The sequence below is a fragment of the Amycolatopsis sp. 3B14 genome, from assembly GCF_050958625.1.
In the GTDB taxonomy this organism is placed as follows: domain Bacteria; phylum Actinomycetota; class Actinomycetes; order Mycobacteriales; family Pseudonocardiaceae; genus Amycolatopsis_E; species Amycolatopsis_E thermoflava.
This window is the reverse complement of sequence record NZ_JBHZEN010000068.1, coordinates 113,128-125,266: the sequence shown is the minus strand read 5'-3', so window position 1 is coordinate 125,266 and position 12,139 is coordinate 113,128. Positions and strand designations below refer to the sequence as shown.

Sequence of the window (12,139 nt, the reverse complement as noted above, 5' to 3'; positions counted from 1 at the left end):
CACACCTGTGGAAAACAGGCGCATAGCGCCAGCGCCCTGAACCCAAGGTAGCTGGGTGGTCATCCCGTCGCCTGACACCGGCACGATCACCTTGAGCCAGGGCCGCAACCCGCGCTGGGTCCGGCGGCCGAAAACACAAAGCTTGCGGCCCTGGCTCAAGGTGATATGCACAAGTGTCAGGGCGACGGGATGACCACCCGGCTGCCTTGTGTTCAGGGCGTTGCGCTATGCGCTGCCTGCTTCGCTGTCGCGGAGCCAGGTCCAGTTGTCCCGGATTTCTTCCGATGCCGCGCGGATCAGGGCCCGATAACGGTCGATCGCCTCCGGGGTGAAGCGGTATTGCGGGCCACAAATACTGATCGAGCCGTGGACCTCGCCGTCGGGGCCGAACAGTGGTGCGGCGACCGAGCCGGCGCCGGCCTGGCGTTCGCCGAGGGAGACCGCTACCCCCTCCCTTGCGGTTTCGGCCAGTGCGGTGCGGAGGGTGTCGACGTCGGTGATCGTCTTGTCCGTCAGCGGTTCCAGCGTTCGCCGCAGCACCGACTCCTGCCGGTCCTCCGGCAGGAAAGCCAGGATGACCTTGCCCGACGAGCCCGCGTGCAGGGGAAAACGACGGCCGATTTCCACCGTCATTTTGATCTCGCGCGGGCTCTCGAACTGGTCCAGGTACACCCGCTCGTCGCCGACCAGGCCGGACAGCGTCGTGGTCTCGCCGGTTTCGTCCCGCAGCCGGCGCAGTATCGGTGTCGCGACCGTGCGGGCGTCGAACCGGCGCAGGGCGCTCGCGCCGAGCGCCGCCGCGGCCTGTCCCAGGCGGTAGCCGTTCACGCCCGGGTCGGTCGCCAGCAGCTCACGCGACACCAGCGACTGCAGGATCCGGAACACGACCGCCTTCGACAGTCCCAGCTCGCGGCTGATCGCGCTCACCCCCAGATAACGGGGACCGCCGGCGAAGAGCAGGAGCACGTCGGCGACCCGGGCCGCGGCCTCAGTGCCGGTGTTGTCGTTAGCCGGTGCGAGCTTGCGTCCGGCGGTACTCTTGGTGGTCAAAGCCGATGGTCCTCGGGGTAGCGTTCCGGTGAGAGGAACGGTATCGGTGCAGCTACTCCCATACTGTACCGGTTCCGAGCAAGATCTGTTCCGTCCAGCGAGACAAGGTGTGGGATGCACGGCGCGCCACGCTGCGGCAGGCTGGGGGCATGGCCGAGGACAGGGTGACGGTGCAGGTCGACGGGCGCCGTCTGTCGTTGTCCAACCTGGACAAGGTGCTCTACCCCGAAGCCGGGTTCACCAAGGGGCAGGTGATCGACTACTACGCGCGCGTCGCCCCGGTGATCCTGCCGCACCTGCGGGACCGGGCGCTCACCTTCCGCCGCTGGCCGGGCGGGGTGCAGTCGAACCCGTTCTACGAGAAGGACGCCGGACGGCACGCCCCCGACTGGGTGAAAACGGCGAAGATCGCGAGCGGCGGGCGCGGTCAGAGCTCGGACGTGAACGCGTATCCGCTGGTCAACGACGTGCCGACGTTGATATGGGCGGCCAACCTCGCCGCGCTGGAACTGCACGTGCCGCAGTGGACCGTCGGCCCGCGCGGGGCCCGCCGCAACCCCGATCTGCTGGTGTTCGACCTCGACCCGGGCGAGCCGGCGACGATCGTCGAGTGCTGCCGCGTCGCCGAGCGGCTGCGCGACCTGCTGGCGGCGGACGGGCTGCGGCTCTACCCGAAGACCAGCGGCTCGAAGGGCCTGCAGGTGTACGCGGCGGTGAAGACCGCGACCCCGGAGGACACCTCGGCCTACGCCAAGGCCGCCGCGAAGAAGCTCGCCGCCGAGACGCCGGGAGAGGTCACCGCGGCGATGACGAAAAGCCTGCGGCCCGGCAAGGTGTTCATCGACTGGAGCCAGAACAACCCGCACAAGACGACGGTCGCGCCGTACTCACTGCGCGGGCGCCCGGAGCCGACCGTGTCCACACCGGTCACCTGGGACGAGGTGGAGGCGTGCCGCCGCCCCGCGCAGTTGAAGTTCCTCAGCGACGACGTCCTCGACCGGGTGGAGGAAATCGGCGACCTGTTCGAGGACCTGCACGACGACCCGGTCAAACTGCCCCGGGCGCGCGCCGGACAGTAACGTCACCCGCATGAGCCCACGCTGGTACGAAGAGGGGGAGGAGCCCGACTACCGCTTCACCCTGGCCAACGAGCGCACCTTCCTGGCGTGGCTGCGAACCGCGCTCGCGCTCATCGCCGGCGCCGTGGCGCTCATGCAGTTCGTCCCCCAGTTCTCGGTCGCCGGGTTGCGTGGCGTCCTCGCCGCGCTGCTCGCCGTCACCGGCACCCTGCTCGCGGCGTTCGCCTACCGGCGCTGGGCCCTGGTGCAGCGCGCGATGCGCAACAAGCGGCCGCTGCCGATGACGTGGCTGCCGTTCGTCGTCGGGTGGGCGGCCGCGCTCGCCGGTGCGGTCGTCCTCGTGGTCGCGCTGGCCACGGTCCGATGAGGGACCCCGGACTCCAGCCCGAGCGGACCGCGCTGGCCTGGCAGCGGACCGCGCTCGCCGCCGCGGTCGCGGCCGTCCTCCTGCTGCGCAGCGGCCTGATCCGCGGCGCCCCGCTGGAGATCGCCGCCGCTGGGTGCGCCGCCGCGGTCGTGGTGCTGTGGTTCATCGCCGTGCGGCGCCCGCCCACGACCGGCAGCACGCGGCACATCCTCGGCGCGGCGACCATCGCGGTCGCGGCCGCCGGTCTCCTCACCGCGATCCAGGTCCTCCTGCTGCCCTGAATGCGTCCCGCAGCAGGCGGAGCCCGGCCACGATCCCGTCCGGCGACACGGCCCCGTAGCCGAGCGCGAGCCCCTGTTCCGGCGGCGAGTCGGAGTAGTAGGTGTGCAACCGGTCGAACGCGACTCCCGGCGCGTGCAGGGCCGACGTGTCGACCACCGACCTGGCGCACACGTGCAGGCCCGCCGCCGAGGGCACGAGCTGGAGCCAGTCGCCGAACTCCCGCTCCAGCGTGCGCACGATCAGCTCGTGCCGGGCCGCGTACTCGCGAGTGGCCTTCCGGACGTGCCGGGTCAGCAGGCCCTCGTCCAGGAACCGGGCGAGCGCGGCCTGCGTGGTGAGGTCGCCGTGCCAGTCGGTGAGCTGCTTGGCCTTGAGCAGCGCGGGCCGCAGCGCGGCGGGCGCGATCAGGAAACCCAGCCGCAGCATCGGCAGCAGCGTCTTGGAGAACGACCCGACGTAGATGACCCGCCCAGCGCGGTCCAAGCTCTGCAACGGGTCCAGCGGCCGCCCGGCGAAGCGGAACTCGCTGTCGTAGTCGTCCTCGACGATCACCGCGTCCCGCCGCCCGGCCCACTCGAGCAGGGCGGCCCGGCGCGCCGGCGACATCGGCGTGCCCAGCGGGAACTGGTGCGACGGCGTCACGTACACCAGGCGGGCAGCACCAGGGATCCGGTCCACGACGATCCCCTCGTCGTCGACTGGTACCCCCGTGACCCGCGCGCCGAGCGATGCGAGCAGCCGCCGGGCCGGGGGATAGCCGGGTTCCTCGACCGCGACGCACGCCCCCGGTTCGACGAGCACCCGGCCGACGAGGTCGAGCGCCTGCTGCGCGCCCTGGGTGACCAGGACGTCCTCGGCCGCCGCCCGCACCGACCGCGCGATGCCGAGGTGCCGCGCGATCGCCGCCCGCAGTCCACTGTGTCCGGACGGATCGGCGTAGCCGGACGGGATTTCGTGGCTCCACAGGCTCTGCGAGACCAGCCGCCGCCAGGTCTGGAGCGGGAACAGGCTCGCGTCCGGGGCGCCGACGCGGAAGTCGTAGCGCACCGGGGCCGCCTCGACGGGGTCCGGCAGCGTGTCCCAGAACGGCCGCGCGGCGAGCACACCCCGGGGCGCCCGGCGGGGCCGTCCCGGTGCGGTGCCCGCGACGAACGTCCCGGCCCCGACGCGGCCGGTCAGCAGGCCTTCGGCGGTGAGCCGGTCGTAGGCGGCGGCGACCGTGTTGCGGGAGACGGCCAGGGTCCGCGCGAGCTCCCGCGACGGCGGCAGTCGCTCGCCCGGCCGGAGGCGTCCGTCGGCGATCGCGTCGCGGACCTGGCGGTAGATCTGCGCCACGAGGTCACCGCCGGTCAGGCTGATGTGCAGGTCCACCACGCCTCCGAAAATGGCCCAAACAAGCAGGTCAGAATTGGAGCTTACCCCGGGCCAATCTGCTTTCTAGTGTTTTCGCCATGACGACCGCCGACCTCTGGTTCGACCCGAAGTGCCCGTGGGCCTGGATCACCTCGCGCTGGCTGCGGGAGGTGGAGCGGGTGCGGGACGTCCGGGTCCGGTTCCACGTGTTGAGCCTGTCGCTGCTCAACGAGGGGCGTGCGGTGGAGCCGTGGTACCGGGAGTGGCTGGACAGCGGCTGGGGCCCGGCGCGGGTCGCGATCGCGGCGGAGCGCAGGTGCGGCAACGAGGTGCTGCGTGACCTCTACACCGCGCTGGGCAGGCGGATCCACCTCGACCGCGCGCCGCTCGGGCGCGACCTGTACCGCGACGCGCTGGCCGAGTGCGACCTGCCCGCGGACCTCGCGGACGCCGCCGGCGCCACCGAGCACGACGACGCGCTTCGCGAAAGCACGGCGGCGGGGCTCGGGCCGGTGGGGGAGGACCTGGGCACCCCGGCGATCCACGTGACCGGCCCCGACGGCCAGGTCAACGCCTTCTTCGGCCCGGTGGTCACGCCGGTTCCCCGCGGTGACGCGGCAGGCGGCCTGTGGGACGGGGTGGTGCTGATCGCGGGCACCGACGGCTTCTTCGAGCTGAAGCGGGCGCGCACACGGCGCCCGGTCGTGTCATGACCGCCGCGCGGTTGCTTGCCGCGGCGCGGTTGGTGAATTCGTTGGGCGACGGTGCGTGTTACGTCACGTCCGCCGGCTGGGTGGCGGGTGGCGTCGCGGGGGTGGGCGGGGGCGCTGGGGGCTTCGTCGAGCTGAAGGGCGCGTGCATGCGGCGCCCGGTCGTCGTAGAACCGCCGCGGTTGCTTGCCACGGCGCGGCTGGTGAATTCGTTGGGCGAGGGCGCGTGTTGCGTCACGTCCGCCGGCTGGGTGGCGGGTGCGGTCGCGGGGGTGTGCGGGGGCGCTGGGGGCTTCGTCGAGCTGAAGCGGGCGCGCACACGGCACCCGGTCGTGTCATGACCGCCGCGCGGGTGCTTGCCACGGCGCGGCTGGTGAATTCGTTGGGCGAGGGCGCGTGTTGCGTCACGTCCGCCGGCTGGGTGGCGGGTGCGGTCGCGGGGGTGTGCGGGGGCGCTGGGGGCTTCGTCGAGCTGAAGGGCGCGTGCATGCGGCATTCGGTCGCCGTAGAACCGCCGCGGTTGCGCACCGCGGCGCGGTTGGTGAATTCGTTGGGCGACGGCTCGTGTTACGTCGCGTCCGCCCCTGGGCTGCCGCTCGGCTGGGCTGCGGGTGCCGTCGCCGGGGTGGGTGCGGGCCATCTCGCCGACCGGTACGGGCCGCGCCCGCTCGTGTCATGACCGCCGCGCGGTTGCTTGCCTCGGCGCAGCTGGTCAACTCGCTCGGCGACGGCGCCTACTACGTCACCTCCGCCCTGTACTTCACGCTGGTCATCGGTCTGCCGCCGGCCCAGGTGGGGCTCGGGCTGACGCTCGGCTGGGCGGCAGGCGCCGTCGCCGGGGTGGGCGCCGGTCACGTCGCCGACCGGTACGGGCCGCGCCGGGTCGCGGTGCTGCTCGCGCTCGGCACGGCCGTCGCGCTCGGCGGGTTCGTCTTCGCCCGCTCGTTCCCCGCCTTCCTCGCACTGGCCGGTGCCTACGCCTGCGGCCAGAGCGGGCTCGCCGCCGCGCGGCAGGCGCTGCTCGCCGGTCTGGTCGAGCCCGCCCACCGCACCCGGGTGCGCGCCCACCTGCAGGCGGCCACGAACGCGGGACTCGCGATCGGCGCCGCGGCCGGGGGCATCGCGCTGCAGGCCGGCACCGCGCTCGCCTACCAGGTGGTGTTCGCCGCCGACGCCGCCGGGTTCGTGGTCGCGGCGGTGATCCTGTCGCGGCTGCCGGAAGCCGAGGTGGTCCGCGACGGCTCTCGCCTGGCGGTTCTGCGCGACCGGCCGTACGCGGTACTGGCCCTGCTGCACACGGTCATGATGCTGAACATGCCGTTGCTCAGCCTGGTCATTCCACTGTGGATGGTCGAGCGGACGGACGCGCCTGCTTGGCTGGTGTCGGCGCTGCTGCTGGTCAACACGGTGAGCGTGGTGTTGTTCCAGGTCCGGGTCGCGCGCCGGGTGTCAGGGCTGCGGACCGCCGCCCGTGCCGCGCGCGGCGCCGGGATCCTGATGCTGCTCGCCTGCGCGGTGTACGCGTCGTCGGCGAGCGTCTGGGTGGTGCTGCTCGTCGCGGCCGTCATCCAGGTGGCGGGGGAGATGCTGCTCGCCGCGGGCGCCTGGGAGATCAGCTTCACGCTGGCGCCCGACGGGAAACAGGGCCAGTACCAGGGGTTCTTCGCCTCCGGCGTGGCGATCGCCCGCATGGCAGGGCCGGTGTTGCTGACGACGTTGGTCCTCGGCGGTGGTGCGGTGGGGTGGCTGGTCCTCGGCGCGCTGTTCCTGCTGACCGGTCTCGGGTTCGCGCCCGTGACGCGCTGGGCGGCTCGCGAGCGCTTTCCGGAATGGTCTTCCGGCCCTAGGCCCGGCGCCGCGGACGTTCCTAGCATCGGGTCCTGACCGTTCAACGGCGAACGAGGAATCGAGGCGGCAGAACTCATGGCGGGCAACAAAGCGGTCACCTATCTGGGACCCGGCAAGGTCGAGGTCGACACCATCGACTACCCGACCTTCTCGATGAAGGACGGCCCCGGCGTGCACCAGGCCAACGTGGGCCGGGAAACCCAGCACGGTGTCATTCTCAAGAACGTCGCGACCAACATCTGCGGCAGCGACCAGCACATGGTGCGCGGCCGCACGACTGCGCCGGAAGGGCTGGTGCTGGGCCACGAGATCACCGGCGAGGTGGTCGAGACGGGCCGGGACGTCGAGTTCATCAAGGAGGGCGACCTGGTTTCGGTGCCGTTCAACATCGCCTGCGGACGGTGCCGCAACTGCAAGGAAGGCAAGACCGGGATCTGCCTCAACGTCAACCCGGACCGGCCGGGGTCGGCCTACGGTTACGTCGACATGGGCGGCTGGGTCGGCGGGCAGGCCGAGTACGTGATGGTGCCGTACGCGGACTGGAACCTGCTGAAGTTCCCGGACCGCGACCAGGCCATGGAGAAGATCCTCGACCTGGCCATGCTGTCCGACATCTTCCCGACCGGTTTCCACGGCTGCGTCAGCGCGGGCGTCGGTGTCGGGTCGACCGTGTACATCGCGGGCGCCGGACCGGTCGGGCTGGCCGCGGCGGCGTCGGCGCAGCTGCTCGGCGCGGCGGTGGTGATCGTCGGCGACCTCAACGCCGACCGGCTGGAGCAGGCCCGCAGCTTCGGCTGCGAGACGGTGGACGTGTCGAAGGGCGACCCGAAGGACCAGATCGCGGAGATACTCGGCGTGCCCGAGGTCGACTGCGGTGTCGACGCGGTCGGGTTCGAGGCGCGCGGGCACGGCAAGGAAGCGTCCGACGAGCACCCGGCGACGGTGCTGAACTCGCTGATGGACATCACCGCGGCGGGCGGCGCACTGGGCATCCCGGGCCTGTACGTGACGGGTGACCCGGGTGCGGCCGACGAAGCCGCCCGGCACGGCTCGCTGTCCATCCGGATCGGCCTCGGCTGGGCGAAGTCGCACGCGTTCACCACCGGGCAGTGCCCCGTGATGCGCTACCACCGGCGCCTGATGATGGCCATCCTGCACGACCGGGTCCAGATCGCGAAGGCCGTCAACGCGACGCCGATCCCGCTGGCCGAGGCCCCGCGGGGCTACCAGGAATTCGACCAGGGCGCGGCGCGCAAGTACGTGCTCGACCCGCACGGGCTGCTGGCCAACGCCTGAGGGGAGGCCGTGCCGGGGGCGCACCGCTCCCGGCACGGCCGGTCAGCCGTAGGCGCGCAGGAAGGTGTCGACGGCCGCGGCGGCGACGGCGTCCCGTTCGGCCGCCGGGAGCGCCCGCGTGCCCAGCCGGGTCCGCGACTCCAGTGGCGCGGTGAGCAGCGCCCCGAACTGCTCCGCGGCCTGCGCCGGGTCCGTGATCTTCAGCCGGCCGTCCAGGGCGAGGCGGGCCAGGCGGTCTGCCAGCGCGTCGGTCACGACGTTGGTTCCGGCGCGCGTCTGGACGGTGTCCAGCAGTTCCGGAAAGCGCGCCAGCTCGGCCTGCAGGAGCCGCCGGAAGGCCCACGACCGGTCGTCGGTGTAGCAGTCGATCAGCCGGCGGCCCACCTGCTCCAGCAGGGCCCGCAGGTCCTCGCCCGCGTCGCGGAGCCGGTCCACCGCCGCCAGGTTCTCCGCGATCGCCTTGGCTGCCTCCGCCGTCATCGCCTCGCGGAACAGGTTCGCCTTCTCGGTGAAGTGGTTGTAGACCGTCGGCTTCGCCACGCCGGCTTCGGCTGCGACCTCGGCGACGCACGCCTGCGCGTAGCCCTGCCGCGCGAACACCGTGAACGCCGCGTCCAGGATCGCCTGCCGTTTGTCGATGCGTCCACGCGTGGCCATACCCGGATGCTACTCGAATTGAACCCGTGGGTTCACTTGTCCTGCCGAGTAAGCTAACTTGAACCCATGAGTTCAATCGATGCGGACGAACGCCTGGATCCGGCACTCGTCCGGATGATCACCGCGGTCCTGCTCGGCGGGATCCTGGGCATCCTCAACAGCACGATGGTCGCCACCGGCACGGACGTCCTCGCCGCCGACTTCCGCGCTTCGCTGAGCACGATCGGCTGGGCCACCACCGGTTTCCTGCTCGCGGTCACCGTCGCCATCCCGTTCACGACCTGGGCCGTGGACCGCTTCGGCGGACGCCGGATGTGGCTGTCCGGGCTGGCCGTGTTCCTGGCCGGATCGCTGGCCGCCGGGTGCGCGTGGGACGTCGGCAGCCTCATCACCGCACGGGTCGTGCAGGGTCTCGGCGCCGGCATCCTGGACCCGCTGGTCCTGACGCTGCTCGCGCGCGCCGCGGGACCCGCTCGCGCCGGGCGCGTGATGGGCCTGATGGGCGTGGTGCTCTCGCTCGGGCCGGTGCTCGGGCCGGTCGCCGGAGGCGCGGTGCTGGACGTGCTCCCGTGGCGGTGGATGTTCCTGCTCAACGTGCCGCTCGGACTGGTCGCCGTGCTGCTCGCGCTGCGCTCGGTTCCGCGCGACGACGGTCCGGCAGCGGTTCCGGCACCGCTCGACGTGCGCGGGCTCGCGCTGCTCGGCCCGGGGTTCGCCGCCCTCGTCCTGGCGCTTTCGCAGGCCGCGGAGCACACCGCGTTCGCCACCGCGTCGGTCCTGGTCCCGCTCGTCGCCGGTGTCGTCCTGTTGCTCGCGTACGGCGGGCACGCCAGGCGCGCCGCGGCGCCGCTCATCGATCTGCGCCTCTTCGCTCGGGGCGGGTTCACCGCGAGCGTCGCCGTGATGGCGCTCGTCGGGCTCGGCACGTTCGCGAACTTGTTCGTCCTCCCGCTCTACTACCAGCAGGTGCACGGCCACGGCGTGCTCGCCGCCGGATTGCTCGTCGCACCGGTCGGCCTCGGCGGGGCGCTGTCGATGCCGCTGGCCGGGCGGCTGTCCGACCGGATCGGGGCGCGGGTGCTGGTGCGCGCCGGCGCGGTCGTGGCCCTGCTCGCCGGGCTCGCGTTCACCTGGATGGGCCCGGACGCGGGCCAGGCGTGGCCCGCGGTGGCCGCGTTCGTCATGGGCCTGGGGCTCGGCTTCGTCGGCGCGCCCACGATGGGCTCGCTGTACCGGACCCTGCCCGCGGAGCTGGTGCCGCAGGGCAGCTCGGCGCTGTACATGCTCAACCAGCTCGGCGCGTCGATCGGCGTGGTCGTCGTGACGCTGATCCTGGAAACCGCGGGCGACGCGATGGCCGGTTTCCACGGCGTGTACTGGTTCGCGGTCGGCGCGCTCGTCGTGGTGCTGGCGGCGAGCCCGCTGCTGCCCGGGAAGGCGGAGCGATGAGGACCGTCGTCATCACCGGCGGCACCGCCGGGATCGGTGCGGGCGTGGCGCGCGAGCTGCTGGCGCGCGGCGACCGGGTGGTCGTCGTGGGCCGGAACCCGGCGAAGGCGCTGCCGGGCGCGGACTTCGTGCACGCCGACCTGAGCCTGGTGGCGGCGGCGCACGCGGCAGCCGACGAGATCACCGCCAAGTACCCGCGGATCGACGCGCTCGTGCTGTGCGCCCGGTTCTTCCGCTCCCGCAGGCACGAGACCACGGAGGGCTTCGAGGACAACTTCGCCCTGTTCTACCTGAGCCGGTTCGTGCTGGCGGAGCGGCTGGCCGGTGCACTGTCCGAAGCGGACAGCCCGGTGATCGTCAACGTCGCCGGGCCGGGCGCCCCGCTGGACGTCGTGAACCGGCACGACCTCCAGTTCACCCGGCACTACCATCCGATCGACGCGATGGCCCAGGGCGGCAAGCTCAACGACCTCCACGGTGTCTCGTTCGCCGAGCGGCACCCGCGGATCCGCTACGTGCTGGTGCACCCGGGTGTCACGGCGACCAGCTTCGCGGGTGAGTACGACGCCGCGAGCGCGCGACAGGTGGACCGGATGAAGCGGTTCGGCAAACCGGTCGGCGAAGCGGTGGCCCCGATCGTGCGCGCGCTCGGCTCGCCGCCCGCCGAGCCCTTGAGCGCGTTCGTCGAAGGCAGGCGCATCCCCGTGGACGGGCCCGCGTTCGACGTCCAGACGGCGAGGTGGTTGCACGCCGAAACGCTGCGGCTCAGCGGAGTTTCGCGCGAAACTCCGGCGCGTCCCGGCTGAGCACCGTCGCCTCCGAGCCCGGCAGCTCGGCGCCCAGTGCGTCGAGCAGCCGGGGCACGTCCGTGGCAGCCGTGGCATGCAGGGCTTCCGCGACGATCAGTACCGACCGCGTCGCCGGGGTGACGGCCGATAGCGCACTCTGCCGGTGCGTCCACCGGCGGGCGTGCGCCCGGCCGTGCTCGTCGGCGAAGACGATCTCGCCCGGGGCCGGGTGCTCGGTGGCGCCGGAGAACGCGGCGTACTCCTCGTTCCCCGTGGCGTACCGGACTTCCAGCAGACCGTCGACGGCGTCCGCGTCGAACACGGCGACGGGGATCGCGAAGGCGAGCGAAACCGCGTTGCCCAGGTCGATCATCGGGTGGATCGACGGCAGCGAACCGTCCTTGCGGAAGCGGCGCAGCAACGATTCCGCCGCGCACCGGTACTGCGTCGGTTTCAGGCCCATCCGCGTGAACGCCTGCCGCCACGCCTGGATCTCGGGGAGCGCGGACTCCGGGCCGGCCGCGAGCCGTTCCGCCGCGATCCGCCAGTAGCGGGACGGATCGGCCGACGGCCGCGCGTGCTCCGCGTACAGCACACCCGGGACCAGCTGCGGGAAGTCCGCCCAGATCGCGTCGGAGTGGCGGAAGCGGATCATTCGGCGGCCAGCCGGACGGCGAGGGCGGCGAACGTGCCCGCGAAGATCCGGCGCATCCACGCCCGCACCCGCGGCCGGGACAGCACGCGGTCGCGCATCGCCGCGGCGCCCGCCCCGTAGGCGACGAACACGACCAGCGTCAGGGCCATGAACACCGCGCTCAGCTCGGCCATCGTGAGCAGGGAGCGCGGATCGCCGGGGTGCACGAACTGCGGCAGGAACGCGAAGAAGAAGATCGTGAGCTTCGGGTTGAGCACGTTGACCAGCACCGCGGACACGATCACCCGGGCGGCCGAGCGGGGCGCGGGCGCCTCCGGCGGCCGGTCCGGCTCGCGCAACGCCGACCACGCCAGGTAGAGCAGGTAGGCCACCCCGGCGTACTTGATCACCTGGAACGCCACGGCGCTGGCGTGCAGCAGCGCGGCGAGGCCGGTGATGGCGGCGATCGCGTGCGGAACGGTGCCCAGCGTGCAGCCCACCGCGGCGATGACGCTCGCGCGCGTGCCGTGCGCCAGGCCCGCACTCATGGTCAGCAGCGCACCGGTGCCCGGCGTGGCCACGACGACCAGCGCGGTGAGCAGGAATTCGACGGACATGGGACCAGC

Annotated in this window: 13 protein-coding genes; 8 read left to right on the top strand and 5 right to left on the bottom strand. The window is 72.4% G+C overall.

Translation table 11 applies throughout. The features are described 5' to 3' along the window. Positions 1-225: 225 nt before the first annotated feature. Positions 226-1,050, bottom strand: a complete 825-nt coding sequence (locus tag ACCP09_RS33670; protein WP_020417745.1) for an IclR family transcriptional regulator — start codon at positions 1,048-1,050, stop codon at positions 226-228. Positions 1,051-1,199: 149 nt separating this feature from the next. Here ACCP09_RS33670 and ligD point away from each other — a divergent pair, with 149 nt between their 5' ends. Genes ligD through ACCP09_RS33655 form a run of 3 tightly spaced genes read left to right on the top strand, consistent with a single transcriptional unit; the run spans position 1,200 to position 2,777 of the window. Further along, positions 1,200-2,129, top strand: a complete 930-nt coding sequence (gene ligD / locus ACCP09_RS33665; RefSeq protein ID WP_027932070.1) for a non-homologous end-joining DNA ligase — start codon at positions 1,200-1,202, stop codon at positions 2,127-2,129. 10 nt (positions 2,130-2,139) lie between these two features. Further along, complete coding sequence (locus ACCP09_RS33660; RefSeq protein ID WP_027932069.1) at positions 2,140-2,496, top strand: YidH family protein; 357 nt, start codon at positions 2,140-2,142, stop codon at positions 2,494-2,496. After that, positions 2,493-2,777 (top strand): DUF202 domain-containing protein, encoded by a 285-nt coding sequence (locus ACCP09_RS33655; RefSeq protein WP_431901713.1) that lies wholly within the window; start codon positions 2,493-2,495, stop codon positions 2,775-2,777. The genes ACCP09_RS33660 and ACCP09_RS33655 overlap by 4 nt, the downstream gene beginning before the upstream one ends. On the opposite strand, the gene ACCP09_RS33650 is transcribed toward ACCP09_RS33655, so the two are convergent. Beyond that, entirely contained in the window at positions 2,746-4,149 is a 1,404-nt protein-coding gene (locus tag ACCP09_RS33650; RefSeq protein ID WP_433752780.1) for a PLP-dependent aminotransferase family protein, read from the bottom strand. The genes ACCP09_RS33655 and ACCP09_RS33650 overlap by 32 nt on opposite strands. A gap of 80 nt (positions 4,150-4,229) precedes the next feature. Here ACCP09_RS33650 and ACCP09_RS33645 point away from each other — a divergent pair, with 80 nt between their 5' ends. The 3 genes from ACCP09_RS33645 to fdhA all read left to right on the top strand — a co-directional run bounded on the left by ACCP09_RS33645 (position 4,230) and on the right by fdhA (position 7,985). Beyond that, entirely contained in the window at positions 4,230-4,844 is a 615-nt protein-coding gene (locus ACCP09_RS33645) for a mycothiol-dependent nitroreductase Rv2466c family protein (RefSeq protein WP_433752768.1), read from the top strand. 672 nt (positions 4,845-5,516) lie between these two features. Next, on the top strand, positions 5,517-6,725 hold the full coding sequence (locus ACCP09_RS33640) for an MFS transporter (protein ID WP_433752767.1): 1,209 nt from the start codon (positions 5,517-5,519) through the stop codon (positions 6,723-6,725). A 39-nt stretch (positions 6,726-6,764) separates the two neighbouring features. Then, the gene (gene fdhA, locus ACCP09_RS33635) at positions 6,765-7,985 is read left to right on the top strand and encodes a formaldehyde dehydrogenase, glutathione-independent (protein WP_378334366.1); all 1,221 of its coding nucleotides are present in this window, start codon (positions 6,765-6,767) and stop codon (positions 7,983-7,985) included. A 42-nt stretch (positions 7,986-8,027) separates the two neighbouring features. On the opposite strand, the gene ACCP09_RS33630 is transcribed toward fdhA, so the two are convergent. Further along, complete coding sequence (locus ACCP09_RS33630; RefSeq protein ID WP_027932062.1) at positions 8,028-8,642, bottom strand: TetR/AcrR family transcriptional regulator; 615 nt, start codon at positions 8,640-8,642, stop codon at positions 8,028-8,030. 66 nt (positions 8,643-8,708) lie between these two features. Between ACCP09_RS33630 and ACCP09_RS33625 the strand changes: the two genes are divergently transcribed. Together ACCP09_RS33625 and ACCP09_RS33620 are read left to right on the top strand one after the other, a co-directional pair. After that, the gene (locus tag ACCP09_RS33625; RefSeq protein WP_123683654.1) at positions 8,709-10,091 is read left to right on the top strand and encodes a DHA2 family efflux MFS transporter permease subunit; all 1,383 of its coding nucleotides are present in this window, start codon (positions 8,709-8,711) and stop codon (positions 10,089-10,091) included. After that, positions 10,088-10,897: an SDR family NAD(P)-dependent oxidoreductase gene (locus ACCP09_RS33620; protein WP_433752764.1), complete on the top strand. Its 810-nt coding sequence runs from the start codon at positions 10,088-10,090 to the stop codon at positions 10,895-10,897. The genes ACCP09_RS33625 and ACCP09_RS33620 overlap by 4 nt, the downstream gene beginning before the upstream one ends. Here the strand turns inward: ACCP09_RS33620 and ACCP09_RS33615 are convergent. Together ACCP09_RS33615 and ACCP09_RS33610 are read right to left on the bottom strand one after the other, a co-directional pair. Further along, on the bottom strand, positions 10,857-11,534 hold the full coding sequence (locus tag ACCP09_RS33615) for a B3/B4 domain-containing protein (RefSeq protein ID WP_433752762.1): 678 nt from the start codon (positions 11,532-11,534) through the stop codon (positions 10,857-10,859). The two genes, ACCP09_RS33620 and ACCP09_RS33615, sit on opposite strands and share 41 nt — an antisense overlap. Then, a complete protein-coding gene (locus tag ACCP09_RS33610; protein WP_378334369.1) occupies positions 11,531-12,130 on the bottom strand; it encodes a LysE family translocator in 600 nt (199 codons plus the stop codon). Before ACCP09_RS33610 ends, ACCP09_RS33615 begins: the two co-directional genes overlap by 4 nt. Positions 12,131-12,139: the final 9 nt, after the last annotated feature.